Genomic DNA, 24,070 nt, shown 5'->3' on the forward strand with positions numbered 1-24,070 from the left:
CCCGTGAAGGTCGGCTGCATCGGACTCGGTGACATCGCGCAGAAGGCCTACCTCCCGGTCCTCGCCTTCCAGCCCGGGGTCGAACTGCACCTGCAGACCCGTACGCCCGCCACGCTCGACCGGGTCGCGGAGGGCCTGCGCATCCCGCGGGAGCGGCGGCACACCACCCTCGACTCCCTGCTCGCGGCGGGCCTCGACGCGGCCTTCGTGCACGCGCCCACGCTCGTGCACCCGGAGATCGTGACGCGGCTGCTGGAGGCCGGCGTACCGACCTACGTCGACAAGCCGCTCGCCTACGAACTCGACGACTCCGCGCGGCTGGTGGCGCTCGCGGAGGAGCGGGACGTGAGCCTCGCCGTCGGCTTCAACCGGCGCTTCGCCCCCGGCTACACGCAGTGCGCGGACCATCCGCGCGAGCTGATCCTGATGCAGAAGAACCGCATCGGGCTGCCGGAGGAACCCCGCTCGATGATCCTCGACGACTTCATCCACGTCGTCGACACCCTGCGGTTCCTGGTGCCCGGCGAGGTCGACGACGTGACCGTGCGCGCCCGGGTCCGGGACGGGCTGCTGCACCACCTGGTGCTCCAGCTCGCCGGGGACGGCTTCACCGCGCTCGGCGTGATGAACCGGCTCAGCGGTTCCGCCGAGGAGATCCTCGAGGTGTCCGGGCAGGACACCAAACGGCAGGTGGTCAATCTCGCCGAGGTGATCGACCACAAGGGGCAGCCGACCGTGCGGCGGCGCGGGGACTGGGTGCCGGTGGCCCGCCAGCGCGGGATCGAGCAGGCGGTGCTCGCGTTCCTCGACGCGGTCCGGGCCGGCAAGGTGCTCAGCGCCCGGGACGCGCTGGAGACCCATGAACTGTGCGAGCGGGTGGTACGCGCGGTTCAGGAGCGGACCGCCTGAGCCGCAGGGTCCGTGCGCCCTCGCCGACGACCCACAAGGCGAGGATCACCATCGCCGCGTGCACCGTCCAGTCGCCGTGGCGGACATAGGGCGTGGTGCCGTGGGCGAGGGGGACGTCGTAGATCCACGCGGCCGAGGCGTCCGTACCGAGCCATGAACCGATGCGCCGACCGTCCGGGCCGTAGACGGCGGAGACGCCCGTCAGGGTCGCGTGCACCATGGGGCGGCCGGTCTCGGCGGCGCGCAGCGCGGCCAGCGACGCGTGCTGCTCGGGCGCCCAGCTGTGCTGGAACGTGGAGGTCGACGACTGGCCGATCAGCACGTCGGCGCCCTCCCGCGTGAGATGGCGGGTCATGTCGGGGAAGGCGGTCTCGAAGCACACCAGCGGGCCCACGCGCAGGTCGTCCCCGACGTTCATCACGATCGGCTGCGAGCCGCGCCTGCGGTCCTCGCCCGCGGCCTTGCCGACGGAGGTGGCCCAGCCGAACAGCGACCGGGCCGGGATGTACTCGCCGAACGGAACGAGCCGCATCTTGTCGTAGCGCTCGCCGGTCAGTCCGTCGGGCCCGACCAGGACCGAACTCTTGTAGATGCCGGGCTTGTCGGAGCGCCGGGCGTCCACGTTGACCAGGATGTCGGCGCCCGTCGCGCGGGACAGGTCCGCCAGTCGCCGGGCGAGGCCGGGCCGGTCCCCGAGGTCGAAGCCGACGCTGCTCTCGCCCCAGACGATCAGGTCGACGTCCTGGCCGGCGAGCCGGCGGGTGAGCTGCTCCTCGCGGGCGAACCGGGCGTCCGGGCCGACGATGACGCCCGGCTGCACGACGGCGATCCTGACCTGGCCGTCGACGGCGGGGCGGGGTGAGAAGGCCCAGGCGGCCGAGGTGGCGGCGGCCGTGGCGACCAGACCGGCCACGGCGGGCACCCGGGCCCGCCGGACCGCGACGAGGACGGCGACCGCGACGTTGACGGCCACGAGCAGGTAGCTGAGCAGCCACACCCCGCCGACCGAGGCGAGCCGCAGCGCGGGCTCCGCCTGCCACTGGCTGCTGCCGAGCATGCCCCAGGGGCCGCCGAGCCCCTGCCAGGAGCGGACCAGCTCGACGGCCAGCCAGCCCGACGGCAGCACCACGAGGGCCACCGCGACCCGACCGGGGGAGGGGAGGCCGCCGAGCAGACGGCGCACCAGCCAGCCCCACGGGGCCCACAGGGCGCCGAGGAGGGCGGCGAGGACGATCGTGAACACGTGCAGGCTCGGCAGCAGCCAGTGGTGCATGGCCAGCATGAAGCCGAGGCCGCCGCACCAGCCGTCGAGGGCGGCCCGCTTGCCGGTCGGCGCGGTGCGCAGCAGCAGGATCCAGGGGACCAGCGCGGCATAGGCGCACCACCACAGCGACGGCGCGGGGAAGGCGAGGACGGGAAGGGCGCCCGCGACCGCCGCGGCGGCCGAGCGGCGCCAGGGGGAGGCGAGCCAGTGGCCGAGCGTCTTCATAGGCGCCTCCTACCCGCGGGTGCCTCCAGTGTGCGCCCTGCGGACGATCTAGGACACAGGACGCCCGTCAGTTGACCACAGGTGCCTTCTCCGTCTCGGGAAGGCACCGCCGCTTCACCCGCGCCCGGTCAGGGGGCCACAGGTGCGCTCTTCGGCTCGGGAAGACGCCGCCACTTCTCCCGTACGACCACCTCGCTCAGCCGCCAGCCGTCGTCCGTGCGCAGGGCGGCGAAGGCGTACCTGCCGCCGCACACGAAGTCCGGGGCGGGCCCGGCGGTGGCCATGGGATTGACGTAGTCGGCCTGGACCTCGGCGGTGTCGCCGGTGTCCTGCTCCCAGATCCCGAAGCGCACCCGCCGGTTGACGATCAGGTGCTGCCGCATCGGGAACAGCCGCAGGCTCTCCGCGAGCCACGCGGCGACCGCCCGGGCTTCTCCCTCGATGCCGCCGGCCGAGCGGTAGTCCGCCCGCCCGCGAGGGGCGAACAGCCGCCGGTACGCCTCCCAGTCGCCGTCGTCGACCGCCACCGCGTAGTCGGTGATCAGCCCGTCCACGGCCAGCCGGTCTCTCACCGTAGCGAGCTCCACGCGCTGCGTCATCGGATCAGTGTTGGGCATGGCGGGGGCCGGGCCAAGAGCCGTGCGGGAGTGATATTCGGTGGCCGCCGAGGGGCGGCGGGGCCCAGCCTGTCCGTCGTGAACGAACGACACGAACCGAAGTTCCAGGTGCGCGCCCGCCACACCGCGTCCACGATCACCGTCTACCAGGCCTACCGCCCGGAGATCGGCGGCCCCGCCGCCCGCCACGGCCGCTTCCCGGCCGCGTGGAAGCGGGAGCGCATGACGTGGATCAAGCCGTCGTTCCTGTGGATGATGTACCGCTGTGGCTGGGGCTCCAAGGAGGGCCAGGAGACGGTTCTGGCGATCGAGATCGACCGCGAGGGCTTCCTCTGGGCGCTGCGCAACGCCTGCCTGTCCCATCACGTCCCCGCCCTGCACGGCGACCAGGCCTCCTGGAAGCGGCAGTTGAGGCAGGCGCCCGCGCGGGTGCAGTGGGATCCGGAACGGGATCTGCACCTCGACCCGCTGCCGCACCGGTCGCTTCAGCTGGGGCTCGCCGGGGAGGCCGCCGCGCGCTACGCGGACGAGTGGATCGTGGGGATCGAGGACGTCACGCCGCTCGCCACGGAGATCCACGGGCTGGTGCGCGCGGGGCAACCGGAGTCGGCCGCGGGGCTGTTGCCCGAGGAGCGGCCCCTAAACCTCGACGACGAGGTGCTGGCGCGGCTGCGCGCCTAGAGAGGGGAAGGAACGGGGCGGAAAGGCGACTGCGGGGGCTGCTCAGGCCGCCTTGACGACGCTGCCTCGGATCGCGGCCGCCCACTCGACGACGAGCAGCTCGTACTCCGCGCGCTCCTCGGCCGACAGGGTGCCGCCCGTGCGCTGCCACAGCGCACGGATCTCGTCGTTGACCTCGGCAGCGGACCGCACGGAACCAGGGGTCACGAAATCGGGGGACATGCGGACAAGCCTAGGGGCAGCCACTGACAGCCCGCTACCGGACGGCTACCCGATCCCTATGCGGTTGGTCACGAGAGCGGGGTCACACGGCCTGGAACCCGCCCCGGAATCCGTCCCCGGTCAGCCCGCCGACTCGGCCGCGTGCGGACTCAGCGCACCCATGCTGACCAGCGCGATGATGAGGATGCCGAGCGCGATGCGGTAGTAGACGAACGGCATGAAGCTCTTGGTCGAGATGAACTTCATGAACCACGCGATCACCGCGTACCCGACGCCGAAGGCGATGATCGTCGCGAAGATCGTCGGACCCCACGACACATGGCCGCCCTCCGTGGCGTCCTTCAGCTCGAACGCGCCCGAGGCGAGCACCGCGGGGATGGCGAGCAGGAAGGAGTAGCGGGCCGCGGCCTCGCGCTTGTAGCCCATGAACAGGCCGCCGCTGATGGTGGCGCCGGAGCGGGAGACGCCCGGGACGAGCGCCATGGCCTGGCAGACGCCGTAGATCAGGCCGTCCCGGACGCCCAGGTCCTCCAGGGCCTTGCGCTGCTTGGGCGCGCGGTGCTTGCCGCCGCTCTCGTCGCGGGCCGCGAGCCGGTCGGCGACGCCCAGGACGATGCCCATGCCGATCAGCATCGTCGCGGTGATCCGCAGATCGCGGAACGGCCCCTCGATCTGGTCCTTCAGTGTCACGCCGAGCACACCGATCGGGATCGAGCCGACGATGACCAGCCAGCCCATCCGGGCGTCCGGGTCGCTGCGCAGCGCCTTGTTCGTCAGCGAGCGCGTCCACGCCGAGATGATCCGCCCGATGTCCTTGCGGAAGTAGATCAGCACGGCTGCCTCGGTGCCGATCTGCGTGATCGCCGTGAAGGCCGCGCCCGGGTCCTCCCAGCCCGAGAAGGCCGCCGTCAGCCGCAGGTGGGCGCTGGAGGAGACGGGGAGGAACTCGGTCAGCCCCTGGACGAGTCCGAGGATGAGTGATTCGAACCAAGACATGAGGTAGCGGAGTCCAAGTGCCGATCGCGGGAACGGACGATGGGCACACCGGGCCGCCGTTGTGGTGATCGGGGGATCATGTGCGCCGAGGGGGAAGCGTAGCGTCCCCGGAAGGCCGCCAGGACACAGGGGTTTGGAAGCCGCCGTTGACCAGGGCGATCAGGCGGCGGTGGGTCCGGTCACCGTCCAGCCCGGTGCCTGGGGGCGGGCCGTGAGGTCCTCGTGGCGCACCTCGTCGCCGCATGCCCGGCAGGTGACGGCCGGGGCGAGGGGTCGGCCGCAGGAGTGCTCCAGGACCATCGGCCGGTCGCCGTCCGCCCGGAGATGGCGGTCGCCCCACGCCATGAGGGTCATCAGCACCGGCTCCAGCTCCAGACCCGCCGGGGTCGGCCGGTACTCGAAGCGCTGCGGGCGCTCGCTGTAGAGGTGCTTGGCCAGGATCCCGGCGTCGACGAGCCGGCGCAGCCGCGTGGCCAGGATGTCGCGGGGGGCGCCGATGTTGCGCACCAGCTGGTCGAACCGGCCGTTGCCCAGGCACACCTCCCGCAGTACGAGCAGGGAGTACTTCTCGCCGACGAGCGCGAGGGTGTCGGCGATGGAGCAGGGGCGCGGGTCTTTGCTGGCGGCCATGAGGGTCAGTCTAGAAGAGGGTTGGAATTTCCAACCCTGCGGGCTACGGTGAGTTCGGATTTCCTACTCACCGGTAGTCGTGGAGGCCCGCACATGCGTGACGCAGTCATCGTCGAAGCCGTACGCACCCCGATCGGCAAGGGCAAGCCGAACGGCGCCCTCGCGCACGTCCATCCCGTTGAGCTCCTCGCCCACACCCTGCGCGCCCTCGTCGAGCGCTCCGGGGTCGACCCGGCGCTCATCGACGACGTCATCGGCGGCACCGTGGACCAGGTCGGCGAGCAGGCCATGAACACCACCCGCTACGCCGTGCTGTCCGCGGGCTTCCCGGAGTCGGTGCCGGCCACCACCGTGGACCGCCAGTGCGGCTCGTCCCAGCAGGCCGTGCACTTCGCGGCGCAGGGGGTGCTCTCGGGCGCCTACGACCTGGTCGTGGCGTGCGGGGTCGAGTCGATGAGCCGGGTGCCGATGTGGTCGAACGTACCGGCGGGCAAGGACCCCTTCGGACCCGGGGTCGCCGAGCGCTACCCGGAGGGGCTCGTTCCGCAGGGCGTGAGTGCCGAGCTGATCGCCGCGAAGTGGTCGATCGGCCGCGAGCAGCTGGACGCCTTCGCCGTCTCCTCCCACCAGAAGGCCGCGGCGGCCTGGGAGGGCGGGCTCTTCGACGCCGAGGTCGCGCCGCTGGAGGGCGTCACGCGCGACGAGTGCGTACGGCCCGGCACCACCCCCGAGATCCTCGCCGGCCTCAAGCCCGCCTACCACGACCCCGGCTTCGCCGAGCGCTTCCCGCAGATCGAGTGGAACGTCACGGCGGGCAACGCCAGCCCGATCAACGACGGTGCCTCGGCGGTGCTCATCACGTCGAGCGAGACCGCGGCCCGGCTCGGACTGCGCCCGCTCGCCCGGCTGCACAGCTTCGCCGTCACCGGCTCCGACCCGCTGCTGATGCTCACGGGCGTGATCCCGGCGACCGAGAAGGTGCTGCGCAGGGCCTCGCTGACCCTTGACGACATCGACCTGTTCGAGGTCAACGAGGCCTTCTCCAGCGTCGTACTGGCCTGGCGGCAGGAGACGGGCGCCGACCTGGCCCGGGTCAACGTGCGCGGCGGGGCCATCGCGCTCGGGCATCCCCTCGGCGCGAGCGGCACCCGGCTGACGACGACGCTGGTGCACGCGATGCGGGAACGGGGCGCCCGGTACGCGCTCCAGACCATGTGCGAGGCGGGCGGACTCGCCAACGCCATGGTCCTGGAACGGGTCTGACCCGGCCGGGCGTGACGGCGCGTCAGAGGCGGCGCAGCTGGTGCCGCTTGCGCCAGGCCACCACCACGCCTCCCAGCGCGGGCAGGGCGATGCACGCCATGGCGATCAGGAAGGCGGGAGAGGTCGGGGTGGACGCACGGGCGCCCGCGACGGCGTAGGCGGCAGTGTTCGGGATCGAGCCGAGGCCCGTGGCCAGCAGGAACGGCAGCAGACCCATGCGGGAGACGGAGGCGCAGTAGTTCGCGGCCCAGAACGGCACGCCCGGGAACAGGCGCACCATCAGCATCGACCGGAAGCCGTGCCGGCTGAGCTGGCCGTCCGCGGCCTTCAGCCAGCGCCCCCGCAGCAGGGGCCGCAGGGCGTCCTGGCCCAGCGCCCGGCCCAGGCAGAAGGCGATCCCGGCGCCGAGCACCGTGCCCGTCAGGGCCACGCCGAGGCCGAGCTGTGAACCGAACAGGGCGCCGGCCGCCAGGTTCAGCAGCGGCCTCGGCACGAACGCCACGGTGCACACGCCGTACGCCACCGTGAACACCGCCGCCGCCGCGGCGCCACCGAGCTGTGGCGGCCAGCCCTCTGTCAGCAGCCGCTGTGGCTCGAACAGCAGCACCCCGCACGCACCGGCGGCGAGCAGCGCGACGAGCAGGGACAGCCGTGACCACGGGGAGAGCAGAACTCTCGTGCAGCGAGCGGCGAAATGGGTCGGTACGGCGGGCGAGACGGTCGTTGCCGGGGGAACGGCGACGGCGAGCTCCGCGGCGGTGGCCCGGGGAGAGGCCGTGGCGGTGCCCCCAGAGCGGGTGGTGGCATCGAGCATCCGGTGACACTAACCGACAAATGTGTGTGATCGCCGTATGGTTCGTCTCACGAGCGTCACAGCCGGCGGTGCCCAACCCCGTGCGCGGGCAACCGAAAACCATTCGACGTGCGGTAAAGCGTCGGCAATGATCGACGACATGTTCCGGCACGCCTTCGCCCTCGCAGCATCCGTGGTCACGGATGCCCCGAAGGCTGCCGTCGTCGATCTCACGGCCGTCATGGACGGCGCCCGAAGCTGACCCTCTCCGGTTCGTCCGGCGGACCCCGCAAGGGGAGGGTCGGGCAGGTCCTCGGGGTCCCACTTCTTCTTCGCTGAGCAGACGCTTCGAGGTACAGCCATGTCCAAAACGGCTTATGTCCGCACGAAACCGCATCTCAACATCGGCACGATGGGTCATGTCGACCACGGCAAGACCACGCTGACCGCCGCCATCACCAAGGTCCTCGCCGACCGCGGCAGTGGCGCGTTCGTGCCGTTCGACCGGATCGACCGAGCGCCCGAGGAGGCGGCGCGCGGCATCACCATCAACATCGCGCACGTGGAGTACGAGACCGACACCCGGCACTACGCGCACGTCGACATGCCGGGCCACGCCGACTACGTCAAGAACATGGTCACCGGCGCCGCCCAGCTCGACGGGGCGATCCTCGTCGTCTCCGCGCTCGACGGGATCATGCCGCAGACCGCCGAACACGTCCTGCTCGCCCGGCAGGTGGGCGTCGACCACGTCGTCGTCGCCCTCAACAAGGCCGACGCGGGCGACGAGGAGCTGACCGACCTGGTCGAGCTGGAGGTCCGCGACCTGCTCACCGCGCACGGCTACGGCGGCGACTCCGTACCCGTCGTACGCGTCTCGGGTCTGAAGGCGCTGGAGGGGGACCCGCGCTGGACGGCGTCGATCGAGGCGCTGCTCGACGCGGTGGACACGTATGTGCCGATGCCGGAGCGGTACCTGGACGCGCCGTTCCTGCTGCCGGTGGAGAACGTGCTGACCATCACCGGGCGGGGGACCGTGGTGACCGGGGCGGTCGAGCGGGGTGTGGTGCGCGTCGGCGACCGGGTCGAGGTGCTCGGGGCCTCCGTCGAGTCGGTGGTCACGGGCCTGGAGACCTTCGGGAAGCCGATGGAGGAGGCGCAGGCCGGGGACAACGTGGCGTTGCTGTTGCGCGGCGTGCCGCGGGATGCGGTGCGGCGGGGGCATGTGGTCGCGGCGCCGGGGAGTGTGAAGCCGCGGCGGCGCTTCTCGGCGCAGGTGTACGTCCTGTCGGCCCGTGAGGGCGGGCGGACGACGCCCGTCTCCTCCGGCTACCGGCCGCAGTTCTACATCCGGACCGCGGATGTGGTCGGGGTGGTCGACCTCGGTGAGGTGGCGGTGGCCCGGCCCGGCGACACCGTCGCCATGACCGTGGAGCTGGGGCGGGACGTGCCGTTGGAGCCGGGCCTCGGGTTCGCCATCCGTGAGGGTGGCAGGACTGTGGGGGCGGGGACCGTGACCGTGGTGGGTTGAGGTCGTGGGGAACTGCGGGCCGTGCGGGGCTGGTCGCCCACGCGGCGGAGCCGCATATCGGAACAGCCCCGCGCCCCTTGCGGGCGTTGCCGCGCAGGCACAATGAAGGGGTGAACGAGCCTGTACCAGTCGCCCGGTCCGTCGACCACGGGTTTGCCAAGCTGATGCCCGACGTCGACCGGGAACGGGCCTGGCTGCTCACCGTGGACGGGGCGCCGCAGTCCTACGTCGATCTCGACGAGCCCGGGCATCTGGAGTTCGAGTACACGCGGCGGCTCGGGCACGTGCTGGATGTCGTGGCCGAGCCGGGGCGGGCGCTGGACGTGGTGCATCTCGGGGGAGGGGCGCTCACCTTGCCCCGGTACGTGGCCGTGACCCGGCCGGGCTCGCGGCAGGACGTCGTCGAGGCCGACCGGGGGCTGCTGGAGCTGGTGACCGAGCATCTGCCGTTGCCGCAGGGCGCGGACATCGCCCTGCACGCGGCGGACGCCCGGGTCTGGCTGGAGCACGCTCCCGAGGCCTCGGCGGACGTTCTCCTCGCGGACGTCTTCAGCGGGTCGCGGGTGCCGGCGCACCTCACCTCCGTCGCCTACGTCCGTGAGGCCGCGCGGGTGCTGCGGGGGAGCGGGGTGTATCTCGCGAATCTCCCCGACGCCGCGCCCTTCGCCTTCCTGCGGTCGCAACTCGCCACGCTCGCCACCGCCTTCGAGGAGCTGGCGCTGATCGCCGAGCCGGGTGTGCTGCGGGGGCGGCGGTTCGGGAACGCCGTGCTCGTCGCCGGGCATCAGCCGATCGACGTGGCCACGCTGGCCCGGCTCACCGCCGCCGACGTCTTCCCGGCCCGGGTCGAACACGGCACCGGGCTGCGGAAGTTCATCGGAGGCGCGCGGGCGGTGCGGGACGAGGACGCCGTGCCGTCACCCGAGCCCCCCGACGGGGCGTTCGGCATCGGCTGACGCGCGCTCGCTGCCGCCCCGGGCCACCGGTGTGGTCCGGCGGCGCAGATTGCGGACGTCCGGTACGCACAGCACCGCCGCCGTGACCAGGACGACCAGGCCGGCGCAGCCCCACAGGGCCGCCGTGCGGCCGAAGGCATCCTCCGCCGGGCCGGCCGCGGCCGTGGCGAGGGGGACCAGTGCGACGGAACCGAACCAGTCGTACGCCGAGACGCGGGAGAGCTTGTGCTCGGGGATCTCCTGGTGCAGTGCCGTCATCCAGGAGACGCCGAACACCTCCACCGTCGCACCGGCGACGAACATCACCCCGAACAGGACACCGATCGGCACCGGCACGGCGAGCGCGGCGGAGGGCAGGGCCAGGGGGAACACGCAGAGGGTGCCGGCGAGGAGGAGACGGCGGGGCTTCCAGCGGGTCATGAGCAGGGCGCCGGCGACCGTGCCCGCGCCGAACGCGCCCAGGGCCAGTCCCCAGGGGGCCGCGCCGCCGAGGTGGTCGCGGGCGACGAGCGGGCCGTAGACCGCGTCCGCGGCGGCGACGACCGCGTTGGCGACGGAGAACTGGACGACGATGCCCCACAGCCAGGGGCGGCCGGCGAACTCCTGCCAGCCGTCCCGCAGATCGTCGATCAGGCCGCCGCCCGGCGCGCGGGGCGGGATGTGGCCGACGTCGAGGAAGGCCCGCAGAGCCCCGGCGAGCGCGAAGGCCGCCGCGTCCGCCGCGAGCACCCAGCCGGGCCCGATCGCCGCGACCATGGCCCCGCCGAGCGCGGCCCCGCCGAGGACCGCGCCCTGCATCGCCATCCGGAACACCGCGAACGCGCGACCCGCGTGCTCGCCTTCGACCGAGGACATCAGCATGCCCTCGGCGGCCGGTCCGAAGAAGGCCTGGCCGGTGCCGCCGAGCGCGGCGAGCAGCATCATGTGCCACAGCCGGGGCTCCCCGGTCAGCACCAGCACGGCGAAGGCCGCCTGCGAGAGGCAGTTGAGGACGTTGGCCGCGACCATCACCCGGTGCCGGGGCAGCCGGTCCGCGACGGCGCCGCCGATCAGCAGGAACAGCACCAGCGGCAGGGTCCGCGCCGCCGCCACCAGGCCGACGTCACCGCCGTCGCCGCCCGTTTCGATGACCGCGAACGCCGCCGCCACCAGGGCGCCCTGGCTGCCCAGGCCGGTGACGACCGCGGCGGCGGTCAGCAGGGAGTAGTTGCGGCCCGCCCAGGCGGGTCTGCGGGGGCTCCGGGAGGAGGCGGTCGGGGACGTCACCGGCCGACTATCGCCGCTGGGGGCCCGTCCTGCCAAACCGTTTGCGCGGCGTCACGGCGCACAGATAAGTTGATCTTGACTTTGCTTTGAATCGGGGAAGGAAACACATGCACAAGCGTTCTGCCACGCTGCTGGCGACGGCGGCACTCATCGGTGCCGCGCTGCCCGTCATGGGCGCGGGCTCCGCCTCGGCGGCCGGTGCTTTCAAGTGCCAGCCGACGTCCCACGACTACGTGGTGGTCAAGGAGAAGACCGCGGTCCACGCCAGCTTCTCGGCGAACGCCAGGGTGGTCGGCTACGTCTACAAGGACAACAAGGTGCACGCCTACTGGGACTGCACCAACTCCTCGGGCAACCCCTGGGTCTGCATCGGCAGCTGCCGCGTCGACGAGGACTCCATCTCGGGCCGCTGGGTCTACCGCGGGTACCTGAAGGGCTGACGCCCGTCACGACGCTCCGGTGAGCCGGGCCCGCCCCTCGACAGGGGCGGGCCCGTTCCGCTTTCCGGATCAGCCGCCGGTCGGCTCGCCGTGCAGCCGGACCGTGCTGAGGATCTTCATGACGGTCTTCTCGGGCACCTCGCCCTTGACGCCCTTGGCGCCGAAGAAGCTCCAGGCGACGAAGTCGCCGGCGGAGTTCTTGAAGCCGAACGTGATCGCCTTGCCGTCGCTCGCGCACTTGCCCGTGTCGGGCGTGTTCTCCGAGTGCGCCCAGGCGACGCTGCCCTTCACGCCCGAGGCGGTGGTGTACGGCTTGGCCTTGTCGTCGGTCTTGACGCTCTTCTTGTCCGGCTGGGTGTAGCCGCCGTACACCCACCAGGCCACCTGGTTGACCGCGACCTCGTTCGTGTCCTTGGCTCCGTCGGCGCCCTTGGTGCCCGCCCCGGCCAGGGACTCGGTCTCGGTCCTGCCGTCCTTGTTGTCGTCGCTCGTGCACCACTTGGACTTGTAGAACGCCGGCGCCGACATGGTGATCAGCGGCTTGCCGTCGTCGGACTTCTCGTCCTCGAAGAACACGGACGACGTCGGGGACGCCACCTCCCAGTCGGCCGGAACGTCGAAGGCCGTGCCCCACTTGGGGTTGATGACGACCTTCCAGCCCTTGACCGTGGGCTTGGCGTCCTCGCCGCCGCGGGGGTTGTCGCCCGTGGCGGGGGCGCTGGGCTCCTCGGCCGACGGGCTCGACGACGCCGTGCCGCCCTTGCCGTCCTTGCCGCCGTCCGCCGTGTCGTCCTTGTCGCCGCCCAGCACCAGGAAGCCGGTGACACCGGCAGCCACGACCACCGCCGTGGCGGCGATGATCGCGACCAGCTTCGTCCGGCCGCCGCCACCGCCCTGCGGGGACTGCGGTGCGCCGGCCGGCGCGGGGGTGCCCCACTGCGGCTGCTGCCCATACGGGTTGGGCTGCTGCTGGTACCCCGGCTGCTGGTACGGATTCGGCTGCTGGTACCCCGGCTGCTGGTACGGGTTGTTCGCTTGCGGGTTCTGCTCGCCCCCGGGCGGCTGCTGTCCTGGCCACATGGGCAGCCACCCTAGCCGCGCTCCGACACGTTTCGGTCACTGCCCGTGGACGGAGACGTAGCAACCCGGGGACAAGGTGGTGTGGATGTCGTGAGGACCGATGCGGCGGTCGTCACACCTGCCTGGCCAGCCGTCTCTACTCGTGAGTAACATGCGGCCATGAGCGCAGACCAGATGTCCATCGGCGAGATGCTCGCCGCCACGGTGCCCATGGCCCGCACCCTGAACCTCGAGTTCCTCGAGACCTCGCCGGAGCGGGCCGTGGTGTCGCTGCCCGACCAGGGCGAGTACCACAACCACGTGGGCGGCCCGCACGCCGGTGCGATGTTCACGCTCGGCGAGTCCGCCAGCGGGGCGATCGTGCTGGCCGCGTTCGGGGACCAGCTCTCGCGCGCCGTACCGCTCGCCGTCAGCGCCGAGATCTCCTACAAGAAGCTGGCGATGGGCGCCGTCACCGCCACGGCCACCCTGGGCCGCCCGGCCGGCGAGGTCGTCGCGCAGCTGGACGCCGGTGAGCGCCCCGAGTTCCCGGTGACCATCGCCATCCAGCGGGCCGACGGTGCCGTGACCGGCGAGATGACGGTGGTGTGGACCCTGCGGCCGAACGGCTGATCAGGCGGTCGCGTGGGATCCGCCGGCCCGATAGCTGAAGAGCTGGCCGCCCGTGCCCTGCGGCCTGACGGCTGGAGAGGTGGCCGCCCGTACTCTGCGGCCTGACGGCTGGAGAGGTGGCCGCCCGCACTCTGCGGCCCGACGGCTGATCAGAGGGCCGCGTGTGCGTAACCCCGGCCGAGTGCCGGGGCTTTCGCATGTCAGGCCGCCACGTCCCGGTGCCCGGGGCGCGCTCCGTCCAGCTCCTCGAGGAACTCCCTGAGCCATGCGACGAACTCCGGCCCCAGGTCGGGCCGTTCGCACGCCAGCCTGACCACGGTGCGCAGGTAGTCGGCCTTGTCGCCGGTGTCGTAGCGCAGGCCCTTGAAGACGACCCCGTGCACCGTGCCGCCCGCGGCCAGCTCCTGCAGGGCGTCCGTCAGCTGGATCTCGCCGCCCCGGCCCGGCGGGATGCGCTCCAGTACGGGGAAGACGGCAGGGTCGAGGACGTAGCGGCCGATGACGGCGTAGCGGCTCGGCGCGTGCTCCCGGGCCGGCTTCTCGACCAGGCCCGTGACGCGGACGACGTCCTCCTCGCCGGTCGGTTCGACGGCGGCGCAGCCGTAGAGGTGGACCTGCTCCGGCGGGACCTCCATCAGGGCGACCACGCTGCCCAGCCGGCGGTCGCGGACGTCGAGCATCCGGCTCAGCAAGCTCTCGCGCGGGTCGATCAGGTCGTCGCCCAGAAGGACCGCGAAGGGCTGGTCGCCGACATGGCGGCGGGCGCACAGCACGGCGTGCCCGAGGCCGAGCGGGTCGCCCTGGCGGATGTGGTGGATGCTCGCCAGCTGCGCCGGGTCGCGCACCGCGTCCAGTCGTACGGTGTCGCCCTTGGCCGCGAGGGCCTGTTCCAGTTCGAAGGCGTGGTCGAAGTGGTCCTCGATGGCCCGCTTGTGCCGGCCGGTGACCATCAGGACGTCGTCGAGCCCCGCCGCTGCCGCCTCCTCGACGACGTACTGGATGGCGGGCTTGTCGACGACCGGCAGCATCTCCTTGGGCGTCGCCTTCGTGGCGGGCAGGAAGCGGGTGCCTAGACCGGCGGCCGGGACTACCGCCTTGCGGACGCTGCGGGCGGGGGCGGCCGGGGTGGAAGGGTGGGGGGCGATCATGCGGCTCATGCTGGCGCGCGGAGCTGAGAGCGGGCCGAGAGCCGCATGGGAACGCGCTGTGGAGTTGGAGATTTCGTGGACCAATCGCCTTTGTGTGCACACAACTTGCCGCCCTCGGCGGCCATGTTTTCGAAAGCCGGTACGGATACCGCCGGTAACATATCTGAATTCCCCTCGTTTTGAACCTGGGTCATCCGAACTCCTTGTTACCTGTCAGTCGCATGTGCGAAAGTGAGCCGCCTCACAGCCGAGTCCGCAGCTGACGCGGCATAGGTATGCACCAATCACCCACCTGCTTTCCGACGGACGCGCAATTCGCATGCCGTTCTGCGGCTGGAAGGAAATGGTTCCGTGCAATCCCCCAACCCCCCACGCCCGCCGTACCCGCCACGACCCGGAGCGGGGCCGGCGGAGTCCGATCGCAATCTCCTCGCCCGGGTCGGCGAACCCGCCGAAGGGCCGCGCGCCGTCGCGCTGTTGCTGGCACGGCACTGGCGCGCGGTCTATGAGTACGCCGTGATCTGCCTCGCGGCCTCGGAGGACTCCGCGGCCATGGCGGCGGCCGCCGCCTTCCGCAGGGAACTGGCCCGGCCGGGCGGCGGCGCCCTGCGTCCGCGGCTGCTCACCGCCGTCCGGGAGACGGTCGGGGAGTGGGCCGCCGACGACGGCATTTCCACCGTGCTGCCGGAACTCCGCAAAACCGTCGGCGCCCGGGGTCTGCGCGCCGCCCGGCCGGGGACACCCGAAAGGCGGCGCCTCGCGGAGCGCGCTTTCCGGGGCCTTCCGGGGGCTTCCCAATGCCTGCTCTGGCACACGGAGGTCGAGGCCGAGACCATATCCGTACCGGCCGGTCTGCTCGGGGTGGACGCAGCCATCGCGTCGGCCGCCCTGGAGCAGGCGCGCGAGCAATTCCGGACCGGGTGCGTACGCGCGCACCGGGAACTCGCACCGACGCAGGAATGCCGCTACTACAACCGCCTGTTGGACGTTCCCATGCGTCGCGGCGGGGCGTTGCTGCCGGATGTGCAGCGGCATCTCATGGCCTGCCGCTACTGCCGTCACGCCGCCGAACAACTCAGTCATTTCGAGGGCGGTCTCGAAGACCTGCTCGTCGAGACGGTGCTCGGCTGGGGCGCCCGCCGCTACCTGGAATCACGACCGGGCCGCGACGAGGGCCGGCGCGCCCTGCCCGCGGGCGGACGCCACCGCATGCGGCCTCGTGACCTGCCGGCGACCGGCCGGCCCGGGTCGCCGAGGCGGCACACCAAGGCGCTGGCCGCCGCGATCGGGGTGACCTCCCTCGTGCTGCTCGCAACCCTCCTCGCCGCCCGGGGCTGGACGGAGGAGGGCGGCACCGGCGACCCGCAGGCCACCTGGGGCGCGGTCAGCGGCCACTCCGTCGACCCGGACCGCGCGGGCCCCTCGTCCGTCGAGCCGGACTCCACGCAGTCCTCGTCCGCCGTCTCCCCGTCGGCTGCCTCCGTCGGCAGCTCCGCAGAAGTGGCCCGGGGACGGCTGCGCAACCTCGACGACAACCTGTGCCTGGACGTCCCGGGCGGGCGGACCCGGGCGGACGCCCGCATCGTGCTGTCCGCCTGCTCCACGAGCGGGTCCCAGCAGTGGTCGTACCAGGACGACGGCGTTCTGCGCAGCGCCGCCGACCCCACCCTGTGCCTCGGCTCCGACACGGCCAAGGGCTCGGTCGTCCTGGCCGGCTGCCTCGTACACGCCGGGGTCGTCCGCTACGACCTGACCGTGCGCGGCGAACTCCTGCCCCGCGGCGGCAAGGGACGGGCCCTGACCCCCGGCAAGGGCCGGGACGTGATCGTCACCGGCCGGGACGGGTCCGAGGCGCAACGCTGGGCACTGGAACCGGCCGCCGCGCCCGGAGGTTCGGGGGAGTCCCGGGAGAAGCGGGCCGAGGACACTCCGCGGGAGAGCCGTGGGCAGCGCACCCGGCGACCGCACGACGACACCCCGCCCGGGCCGCCGGACACCGCACCCCGGGATCTGCCGCAGGAGCGCTACGAGACGAGGTTCGCGCAGGTCGGCTGCTGCGAGGACGCCGAGCCCGGCGCCGACGAAGCGGCCGCGGGGCCCGGCCCCGACGTCCTCGGTCCGGCGACCGCGACCGTGGCCGACGCCGTGACGAAGGTGCACTCCGTCGCACTGCCGGCGGACGCCGTTACGGCAGTGCACTCCGTAGCCCTGCCGTAGAACGGGCACGGGGTCGCCCGGGTGGGCGGCCCCGTGGGCACGGGATCTGCGCCGGGAGCGGACGCGAGGGTGGGGCGGCCGGGCGAGACGGGCGGCGAGGCATGGCCGAGAGGCGCCTGGCATCGAACCGGAACAAACTGGTACTCCTCCTGAGTCCGCCCGCAGAACCCAGGGAGTCACTCATGCCCGAGGCCCCGCGCCAGGACAGCAGGACCGCGCCGACCGACGAGGAACTGCGCACGCTGGACGCCCACTGGCGGGCCGCCAACTACCTGGCGGCCGGTCAGATCTACCTGCTGGCGAACCCCCTGCTCACCGAGCCGTTGCGGCCCGAGCACATCAAGCCGCGGCTGCTGGGCCACTGGGGCACCTCACCCGGGCTGAACCTCGTCCACACCCACCTCAACCGGGTGATCAAGGCACGCGAGCTGGACGCCCTGTGCATCTGGGGCCCGGGCCACGGCGGGCCGTCGGTCCTCGCCAACTCCTGGCTGGAGGGCAGTTACAGCGAGAAGTACCCGGACGCCTCCCGGGACGCGCAGGGCATGGAGCTGCTCATGCGGCAGTTCTCCTTCCCCGGCGGCGTGCCCAGCCACGTCGCCCCGGAGGTGCCCGGCTCGATCCACGAGGGCGGCGAACTCGGCTACTCCCTCGCCCACGCCTACGGCGCCGCCCTCGACAACCCGGACCTGCTGGTGACCTGCGTGATCGGCGACGGCGAGGCGGAGACCGGCCCGCTCGCCGGGTCCTGGCACGCCAACAAGTTCCTCGACCCCGTCCACGACGGCGCCGTCCTGCCGATCCTGCACCTCAACGGCTACAAGATCGCCAACCCGACCGTGCTGTCCCGCCTCCCCGAGGAGGAGCTCGACGCGCTGCTGCGCGGCTACGGCCACGAGCCGATCCACGTCGCCGGCGACGATCCGGCCACCGTCCACCGCGCCATGGCCGAGGCCATGGACACCGCGCTCGACCGCATCGCCGCCGCACAGCGCGCCGCCCGCGAGGACGGCGTGACCGAGCGCCCGCACTGGCCGGTGATCGTGCTGCACACCCCCAAGGGCTGGACCGGCCCGGCCGAGGTCGACGGCGAACCGGTCGAGGGCACCTGGCGCGCCCACCAGGTGCCGCTGTCCGGCGTCCGCGACAACCCCGACCACCTGCGGCAGCTGGAGTCCTGGCTGCGCTCGTACCGCCCCGAGGAGTTGTTCGACGCCGAGGGCCGCCCGGTCGCGGACGTCCTCGCCTGCGTCCCCGACGGCACCAGGCGCCTCGGCGCCACCCCGTACGCCAACGGCGGACTGCTCGTCCGCGACCTGCCGGTCCCGTCCCTGGACGACTTCGCCGTACCCGTCGACAAACCCGGCACGACCATGCACGAGCCGACCCGGGTCCTCGGCGACCTCCTCGCCCGGGTCATGCGCGACACCGCCGACCGCCGCGACTTCCGCCTCGTCGGCCCGGACGAGACCGCCTCCAACCGGCTCCAGGCCGTCTACGCCGCCAGCGGCAAGGCCTGGCAGGCCGGGACCCTGCCCGTGGACGAGCACCTCGACCGGCACGGCCGGGTGATGGAGATCCTCTCCGAACACCTCTGCCAGGGCTGGCTGGAGGGCTACCTCCTCACCGGCCGGCACGGGCTGTTCTCCTGCTACGAGGCGTTCGTGCACATCGTCGACTCCATGGTCAACCAGCACATCAAGTGGCTGCGCACCTCGCGCAGGCTGCCCTGGCGGGCCCCCATCGCCTCCCTCAACTACCTGCTGACCTCGCATGTGTGGCGGCAGGACCACAACGGCTTCTCCCACCAGGACCCCGGCTTCGTCGACCACGTCCTCAACAAGAGCCCCGAGGTCGTCCGGGTCTACCTCCCGCCGGACGCCAACACCCTGCTGTCCGTGGCGGACCACGCCCTGCGCAGCCGCGACTACGTCAACGTGATCGTCGCCGGCAAGCAGCCCTGCTTCGACTGGCTGTCGATGGACGAGGCCCGGGTCCACTGCGCCCGCGGTGCCGGCATCTGGGAATGGGCGGGCACCGAGGACGGCGCCGATCCCGACGTCGTGCTGGCCTGCGCCGGTGACGTCCCCACCCAGGAGACCCTGGCCGCCGCACACCTGCTGCGCCGCCACCTGCCCGAGCTGTCCGTCCGGGTCGTGAACGTCGTCGACCTCGCCCGGCTGCTGCCCCAGGGGGAGCACCCGCACGGCATGAGCGACTTCGAGTACGACGGCCTGTTCACCACCGACAAGCCGGTGATCTTCGCCTACCACGGCTACCCCTGGCTGATCCACCGCCTGGCCTACCGCCGCACCGGCCACCAGAACCTGCACGTGCGCGGCTACAAGGAGGCCGGCACCACGACCACGCCGTTCGACATGGTCGTCCGCAACGACCTCGACCGCTACCGCCTGGTCATGGACGTCATCGACCGCGTCCCCGGCCTCGCGGTCCGCGCCACGGCCGTACGCCAGCGGATGGCCGACGCCCGCACCCGCCACCACGCCTGGATCCGCGAGCACGGAACCGACCTGCCGGAAGTCGCCGAGTGGAGCTGGAACGCCTGAGCCGCAGGGGACGTCCTAGGAGCCGGTAGGCTTCCCGTGCACGCAGGGAAGCTCGCAGGAAGCCCAGGGAAAGGAACCGGCGTTGCACGTCCAGGAGTGGCTCGAAACCGTACCCGCCGTCGCCGTATACGCACTGGTGGGGCTGGTCATCGGCCTGGAGAGCCTGGGCATCCCGCTGCCGGGCGAGATCATCCTCGTCTCCTCCGCCCTGCTGGCGTCCCAGCACGGCGAGATCGACCCCGTCGTCCTCGGCGCCAGCGCCACCGCCGGCGCCATCATCGGCGACTCGATCGGCTACGCCATCGGCCGCAAGGGCGGACGGCCCCTGCTGGCCTGGCTGGGCAACAAGTTCCCCAAGCACTTCAGCGAGGGCCACATCGCCACCGCCGAGCGTTCCTTCGAGAAGTGGGGCATGTGGGCCGTCTTCTTCGGCCGGTTCGTCGCCCTGCTCCGGATCTTCGCGGGCCCCCTCGCCGGCGTGCTGCGCATGCCGTACTGGAAGTTCCTCATCGCCAACGTCCTCGGCGGCATCGTCTGGGCGGGCGGCACGACCGCGGTCATCTACTACGTCGGCATCGTCGCGGAGTCCTGGCTGAAGCGCTTCTCGTGGCTGGGTCTGGTGGCGGCGGTCCTGGTGGGCCTCACGTCCATGCTGGTGATCAAGCGCAAGGCGAAGAAGGCGGGCCAGAACCTGGAAGCGGCAGAAGCACAGGTTCCTTAGGGGCGCGGGGCTGTGTCGATATGCGGCTCCGCCGCGTGGACGCGAGCAACCACCCACGACCCACGCCCGTCGAACCACCTACGCGTGCACGTCCCGATGCGCCTTCGCCAACTCGGCGTACATCGTGCCGTTGAGGGTGACGCCCTGCCGCTCCTCCTCCGACAGCTCCCGCCGAACCTTCGCGGGAACCCCCGCCACCAGTGACCCGGGCGGCACGACCATCCCCTGCGGCACCAGCGCCTGCGCGGCGACGAGCGACCCGGCCCCGATCACCGCCCCGTTCAGCACCGTCGCGCCCATCCCGATCAGACAGTCGTCCTCGACCGTCGCCCCGTGCACCACCGCGTTGTGCCCGATGCTCACCCGCTCCCCGACGTTCACCGGGAATCCCGGATCGGCGTGGAGCGTGCAGTTGTCCTGGACGTTGCTGCTCGCCCCAACGGAGATCGTCTCGACGTCGCCGCGCACCACGGCTCCGTACCAGACGCTCGCCCCCGCCCCCAGCGTCACGCCCCCGATCACCGACGCCGTCGGCGCCACGAACGCCGTCGCGTCGATCTCCGGCTCTCTGCCGCCGATCCCGGTGATCATCGCCCGCTGCGCCATGTCCGCCTCCCGAAACGTCGTAGACAACGCGCACACCGTACGCCACCCGGTGGGGCGAAGATCACAGGCCACCGACGCCGCGGGCGGAGCTACCGCTGAGTACCGTGAGCTCGTGCCGAAGCGCAAGAACACGTTCTCATCCTGGCGGCGGAGCCTCACGCAGCGCGCCGTCCACGCGGGCTGGGCGTGGTTGCAGCGGACGGCCTCCGTCACGGCCGAGCACCCCGGCCGGTACCGCTTCGGTGCGATGGGAACAGGTACCAGACTCGCCTTCCCGCTCGGCACGGTCTTCGGCGAGCCGTGGATCCATCTCGGCTCCCACTGCATCATCGGCGAGCAGGTCACCCTCACCGCCGGCCTGATGCCCGACCTCGACCTCGGCCCGGACCCGATCCTGCGCCTCGGCGACGGCGTCGTCCTGGGCCGCGGCAGCCACGTCATCGCCGACACGACGGTCACGATCGGCAGCGACTGCTACTTCGGCCCGTACGTCTACGTCACGTCCACGAACCACTCCTACGACGATCCGCACGAGCCGATCGGCAAGCAGTGGCCGCGGATGGAGCCCGTGGAGATCGGGCCCGGCTGCTGGATCGGCACGGGAGCGGTGATCCTGCCGGGCGCCCGGATCGGGCGGAACGTGGTGGTGGCCGCGGGTGCGGTCGTACGGGGCACGGTGCCCGACCACGCCGTGGTCGCGGGGGCGCCCGCCCGCGTCGTACGGCGCTGGACCGCCGCCGACGGCTGGCAGCCGCCGCTGCGCACCCCGGCGCCGGTGCCGATACCGGAGGGCGTCACCCCCGAGCAGCTCCGTGCCCTGTCGGGCCTGGACGAGGAGACGGCGGCCCGGCTGGCGGAGCTGGACGAGGAGGCGGCGACGGGACTCGCGGAGCTGGAGCCGGGGGCCTGAACCACCGGGTTCGCCCGCTGCGACGAGACCTCGGAGTCGCAGCCGGGTTCGCCCGATGCCACGTGACCTCGGAGTCGCGGCCGGGGTGGCTCGATGCCACGAGACCTCGGAGCCCAGCCGGGTTCGCCCGATGCCACGAGACGGCGGAGCCGAAGCGGCGCTCGCCCGACGCCATGAGACCTCGGAGCCGCAGCCGGTTCAACCCGGTGTCACGACACCCCCGGAGTCGCGGCCGGGTTCAGCCCGAGGCCAGCAGGACCGTCCCCACCAGGGCCAGGCCCGCGCCCGCGGCCTGCACCGCCCGCAGCCGTTCGCGCAGGAAGCCCCGTGCCGCCGCGGCCGTCACCACCGGGTACAGGGAGGCCAGCACGGCCGCGACCGTCACCGGGCCGTGCTGTGCCGCGATCGAGTACGTGCCGTTGGCGGCGACGTCCGCGAGGCCGACGAAGGCGAGGGCGGGCAGGGTGCGCCAGGGGAAGCCGTCCGCCGGCAGGGCGGGCGCCCCGCGCCGCACCGACACGAACAGCGCGAGCCCGCCCGCGGCGACGTTCGTCACCCGCTGCACGAACAGGGCGAGGAACAGGCCGGTCAGTGTCGTCGACGCCTCGGCGATCAGGGCCATCACCGCGCCGAAGCCGAACGCCGCGAGCAGGGTCAGAACGATGGCCTGCCGCTGGACGGGAGCGCCGCGGAACTGGGGACCGCCCGCGAGGCACACACCCGCGACGGCCACCAGGATGCCGGTGAACTGCAGCAGGCCGGGGCGCTCGCCCAGCATCAGGCCCACCCCGACCGGCACCGCCACGCCGATCGACCCCAGCGGAGAGACCACGCCCATGGGGCCCAGCGCGAGCGCCTTGTAGAAGGCGAGCATCGCCACCGGACCGACCAGCCCGGCCGCCACGGCGAACCACAGTTGCGGCCCCGCCTCGCTCCAGCCGCCGGTCGCCACCACGACCGCGCCGAGCACCACGACCGCGATCGACTGCGAGACCACGACCACCGTGAGCGCGGGCGTGCGCCGGGTCAGCAGACCGCCGCCGAAGTCGGCCAGTCCCCACAGCAGGCTGGTGGCCAGGGCGAAGAGCGCTGTCATGGGACGGATACCTCGCAGTACAGTTCAGTGAACGATCAGGTGAACCACACCATAGTGCAGTGCGTTGCACTGTGTCATACAGAATATTGGACGGAACGTGTCGGACCTCGACCTGCTGACCCAGTCCCTGGCGCGGAGCGTCAAGCACTGGCGCGCGGTGCGCGGCTTCACCCTGGACGTGCTCGCCGCCCGGGCGGGCGTCAGCCGCGGCATGCTCATCCAGATCGAGCAGGCCCGCACCAACCCCAGCCTCGGCACCGTCGTCAAGATCGGCGACGCGCTCGGCGTCAGTATCACGACCCTGCTCGACTACGAGCAGGGCCCGAACGTGCGCGTCATCCCGGCCGACCAGGCCGTACGGCTCTGGCACACCGACGCCGGCAGCTACAACCGGCTCCTCGCGGGCACCGAGGCGCCCGGCCCGCTGGAGATGTGGGACTGGCGGCTCATGCCCGGCGAGAGCAGCCCGTCGGACCCGCACCCCGCCGGCACGACCGAACTGCTCCACGTCACGGCGGGCGAACTCACCCTCACCGTCGACGGCGTCGAGCACCGCGTGCCCGCCGGCGCCAGCGTCCACTTCGAGGCCAACGTCCCGCACACCTACGGCAACACCGGTGACGCGCCCATGGAGATGGTCATGGCCGTCTCGGTGCCGCCCGTGACCTGAGACGCCCGGACCGCCGCCGGGCCGCTGTTGTTAGCGTGCGGCCATGCGCGCACCCATCGGACACTTCGACGACGCCCGGCCGGCCCCCGCCTGCCTCGACGAACTCACCGGCCCGGTCGCCGACGCCGTACGCCACTGGCAGGGCAGCGTCCCCGCCGAGCAGATCGTCTACGTCGACACCGACCCGGAGTGGGCCGACACCGCCACCTTCGTGGAGCACTACGGGCAGGATCTGCTGGAACGGTCGGCGAACTGCGTGGTGGTCTCGGGCAAGCGGGGCGGCGAGTCCACGCTCGCCGCATGCGTCGTGCTGTCCACCACCCGGGTCGACGTGAACGGGGTCGTGCGCCGCCGGCTCGGTGCCCGTAAGGCCTCCTTCGCCTCAATGGACACGGCGACCGGCGAGACCGGCATGGAGTACGGCGGCATCACCCCGCTCGGATTGCCGGACGGCTGGCCCCTCCTGGTGGACGCGGCCGTCGTCGACCTGCCGTACGTGCTCGTCGGCAGCGGGCGGCGCCGCGGCAAGCTGCTGGTCCCGGGCAAGGCCTTCGCCGAACTGCCGCACGCCGTGGTGCTGGAGGGGCTCGGGGTTTCCTGACCCGACGCCGCGATGAGCCGGCCGGCGGTGGGTCCGGTGGCGGCTTCAA

At 72.3% G+C, this 24,070-nt stretch carries 24 protein-coding genes; 13 read left to right on the top strand and 11 right to left on the bottom strand.

Features of this window, described 5'->3' with window-relative positions; translation table 11 throughout:
* Positions 1 to 3 precede the first annotated feature (3 nt).
* Positions 4 to 909, top strand: coding sequence for a Gfo/Idh/MocA family protein (locus IE153_RS35125; protein WP_189593756.1), 906 nt, complete (start codon positions 4 to 6; stop codon positions 907 to 909).
* Here IE153_RS35125 and lnt read toward each other — a convergent pair.
* Positions 833 to 2,398: an apolipoprotein N-acyltransferase gene (gene lnt / locus IE153_RS35130; protein ID WP_189593757.1), complete on the bottom strand. Its 1,566-nt coding sequence runs from the start codon at positions 2,396 to 2,398 to the stop codon at positions 833 to 835. The genes IE153_RS35125 and lnt overlap by 77 nt on opposite strands.
* A 128-nt stretch (positions 2,399 to 2,526) precedes the next feature.
* The gene (locus IE153_RS35135; RefSeq protein WP_189593758.1) at positions 2,527 to 2,997 is read right to left on the bottom strand and encodes a nuclear transport factor 2 family protein; all 471 of its coding nucleotides are present in this window, start codon (positions 2,995 to 2,997) and stop codon (positions 2,527 to 2,529) included.
* Between the two features lie 96 nt (positions 2,998 to 3,093).
* Between IE153_RS35135 and IE153_RS35140 the strand changes: the two genes are divergently transcribed.
* Positions 3,094 to 3,696 carry a DUF4291 domain-containing protein gene (locus IE153_RS35140; protein ID WP_189593759.1) on the top strand — a complete coding sequence of 201 codons (603 nt, stop codon included), beginning with the start codon at positions 3,094 to 3,096 and terminating at the stop codon, positions 3,694 to 3,696.
* Between the two features lie 42 nt (positions 3,697 to 3,738).
* Here the strand turns inward: IE153_RS35140 and IE153_RS35145 are convergent, their stop codons facing one another.
* The 3 genes from IE153_RS35145 to IE153_RS35155 all read right to left on the bottom strand — a co-directional run bounded on the left by IE153_RS35145 (position 3,739) and on the right by IE153_RS35155 (position 5,544).
* Complete coding sequence (locus IE153_RS35145; RefSeq protein WP_097215398.1) at positions 3,739 to 3,918, bottom strand: hypothetical protein; 180 nt, start codon at positions 3,916 to 3,918, stop codon at positions 3,739 to 3,741.
* Between the two features lie 120 nt (positions 3,919 to 4,038).
* Positions 4,039 to 4,914, bottom strand: a complete 876-nt coding sequence (locus IE153_RS35150; protein ID WP_189593760.1) for an undecaprenyl-diphosphate phosphatase — start codon at positions 4,912 to 4,914, stop codon at positions 4,039 to 4,041.
* Between the two features lie 159 nt (positions 4,915 to 5,073).
* Entirely contained in the window at positions 5,074 to 5,544 is a 471-nt protein-coding gene (locus IE153_RS35155) for a winged helix-turn-helix transcriptional regulator (RefSeq protein WP_189593761.1), read from the bottom strand.
* 93 nt (positions 5,545 to 5,637) lie between these two features.
* Here IE153_RS35155 and IE153_RS35160 point away from each other — a divergent pair, with 93 nt between their 5' ends.
* Positions 5,638 to 6,807, top strand: a complete 1,170-nt coding sequence (locus IE153_RS35160) for a thiolase family protein (protein ID WP_189593762.1) — start codon at positions 5,638 to 5,640, stop codon at positions 6,805 to 6,807.
* Between the two features lie 22 nt (positions 6,808 to 6,829).
* Here the strand turns inward: IE153_RS35160 and IE153_RS35165 are convergent, their stop codons facing one another.
* Positions 6,830 to 7,621, bottom strand: coding sequence for a TVP38/TMEM64 family protein (locus IE153_RS35165; protein WP_189593763.1), 792 nt, complete (start codon positions 7,619 to 7,621; stop codon positions 6,830 to 6,832).
* Positions 7,622 to 7,961: 340 nt separating this feature from the next.
* On the opposite strand from IE153_RS35165, the gene tuf reads away from it, so the two are divergent.
* Complete coding sequence (tuf, locus tag IE153_RS35170) at positions 7,962 to 9,131, top strand: elongation factor Tu (protein WP_189593764.1); 1,170 nt, start codon at positions 7,962 to 7,964, stop codon at positions 9,129 to 9,131.
* A gap of 110 nt (positions 9,132 to 9,241) precedes the next feature.
* Positions 9,242 to 10,087, top strand: coding sequence for a spermidine synthase (locus tag IE153_RS35175; protein ID WP_189593765.1), 846 nt, complete (start codon positions 9,242 to 9,244; stop codon positions 10,085 to 10,087).
* On the opposite strand, the gene IE153_RS35180 is transcribed toward IE153_RS35175, so the two are convergent.
* Complete coding sequence (locus tag IE153_RS35180) at positions 10,049 to 11,353, bottom strand: MFS transporter (protein ID WP_189593766.1); 1,305 nt, start codon at positions 11,351 to 11,353, stop codon at positions 10,049 to 10,051. The two genes, IE153_RS35175 and IE153_RS35180, sit on opposite strands and share 39 nt — an antisense overlap.
* A 107-nt stretch (positions 11,354 to 11,460) precedes the next feature.
* On the opposite strand from IE153_RS35180, the gene IE153_RS35185 reads away from it, so the two are divergent.
* A complete protein-coding gene (locus tag IE153_RS35185; RefSeq protein WP_031107976.1) occupies positions 11,461 to 11,793 on the top strand; it encodes a hypothetical protein in 333 nt (110 codons plus the stop codon).
* A 69-nt stretch (positions 11,794 to 11,862) separates the two neighbouring features.
* Here the strand turns inward: IE153_RS35185 and IE153_RS35190 are convergent, their stop codons facing one another.
* The gene (locus IE153_RS35190) at positions 11,863 to 12,873 is read right to left on the bottom strand and encodes a DUF8017 domain-containing protein (protein WP_189593767.1); all 1,011 of its coding nucleotides are present in this window, start codon (positions 12,871 to 12,873) and stop codon (positions 11,863 to 11,865) included.
* A gap of 174 nt (positions 12,874 to 13,047) precedes the next feature.
* Here IE153_RS35190 and IE153_RS35195 point away from each other — a divergent pair, with 174 nt between their 5' ends.
* Entirely contained in the window at positions 13,048 to 13,485 is a 438-nt protein-coding gene (locus IE153_RS35195) for a DUF4442 domain-containing protein (RefSeq protein ID WP_189593824.1), read from the top strand.
* A gap of 200 nt (positions 13,486 to 13,685) precedes the next feature.
* Here the strand turns inward: IE153_RS35195 and galU are convergent, their stop codons facing one another.
* The gene (gene galU / locus IE153_RS35200; protein WP_189593768.1) at positions 13,686 to 14,633 is read right to left on the bottom strand and encodes a UTP--glucose-1-phosphate uridylyltransferase GalU; all 948 of its coding nucleotides are present in this window, start codon (positions 14,631 to 14,633) and stop codon (positions 13,686 to 13,688) included.
* A gap of 351 nt (positions 14,634 to 14,984) precedes the next feature.
* Here galU and IE153_RS35205 point away from each other — a divergent pair, with 351 nt between their 5' ends.
* The 3 genes from IE153_RS35205 (at position 14,985) to IE153_RS35215 (ending at position 20,138) form a co-directional block, all read left to right on the top strand.
* Positions 14,985 to 16,850, top strand: a complete 1,866-nt coding sequence (locus IE153_RS35205) for an RICIN domain-containing protein (RefSeq protein ID WP_189593769.1) — start codon at positions 14,985 to 14,987, stop codon at positions 16,848 to 16,850.
* Between the two features lie 182 nt (positions 16,851 to 17,032).
* Complete coding sequence (locus IE153_RS35210) at positions 17,033 to 19,417, top strand: phosphoketolase family protein (protein WP_189593770.1); 2,385 nt, start codon at positions 17,033 to 17,035, stop codon at positions 19,415 to 19,417.
* Positions 19,418 to 19,499: 82 nt separating this feature from the next.
* Positions 19,500 to 20,138, top strand: a complete 639-nt coding sequence (locus IE153_RS35215; RefSeq protein WP_031107054.1) for a DedA family protein — start codon at positions 19,500 to 19,502, stop codon at positions 20,136 to 20,138.
* 78 nt (positions 20,139 to 20,216) lie between these two features.
* Here IE153_RS35215 and IE153_RS35220 read toward each other — a convergent pair whose 3' ends face one another.
* Positions 20,217 to 20,744 carry a gamma carbonic anhydrase family protein gene (locus tag IE153_RS35220; protein ID WP_189593825.1) on the bottom strand — a complete coding sequence of 176 codons (528 nt, stop codon included), beginning with the start codon at positions 20,742 to 20,744 and terminating at the stop codon, positions 20,217 to 20,219.
* A 112-nt stretch (positions 20,745 to 20,856) separates the two neighbouring features.
* Here IE153_RS35220 and IE153_RS35225 point away from each other — a divergent pair, with 112 nt between their 5' ends.
* On the top strand, positions 20,857 to 21,654 hold the full coding sequence (locus IE153_RS35225) for an acyltransferase (protein WP_189593771.1): 798 nt from the start codon (positions 20,857 to 20,859) through the stop codon (positions 21,652 to 21,654).
* 238 nt (positions 21,655 to 21,892) lie between these two features.
* Here the strand turns inward: IE153_RS35225 and IE153_RS35230 are convergent, their stop codons facing one another.
* Complete coding sequence (locus IE153_RS35230) at positions 21,893 to 22,750, bottom strand: DMT family transporter (protein WP_097215384.1); 858 nt, start codon at positions 22,748 to 22,750, stop codon at positions 21,893 to 21,895.
* A 97-nt stretch (positions 22,751 to 22,847) separates the two neighbouring features.
* Here IE153_RS35230 and IE153_RS35235 point away from each other — a divergent pair, with 97 nt between their 5' ends.
* Together IE153_RS35235 and IE153_RS35240 are read left to right on the top strand one after the other, a co-directional pair.
* On the top strand, positions 22,848 to 23,420 hold the full coding sequence (locus tag IE153_RS35235) for an XRE family transcriptional regulator (RefSeq protein ID WP_189593772.1): 573 nt from the start codon (positions 22,848 to 22,850) through the stop codon (positions 23,418 to 23,420).
* Between the two features lie 43 nt (positions 23,421 to 23,463).
* Positions 23,464 to 24,021, top strand: coding sequence for a YbaK/EbsC family protein (locus IE153_RS35240; protein WP_031107058.1), 558 nt, complete (start codon positions 23,464 to 23,466; stop codon positions 24,019 to 24,021).
* Positions 24,022 to 24,070: the final 49 nt, after the last annotated feature.

Source organism: Streptomyces massasporeus (assembly GCF_014648995.1).
Lineage (GTDB): Bacteria > Actinomycetota > Actinomycetes > Streptomycetales > Streptomycetaceae > Streptomyces > Streptomyces massasporeus.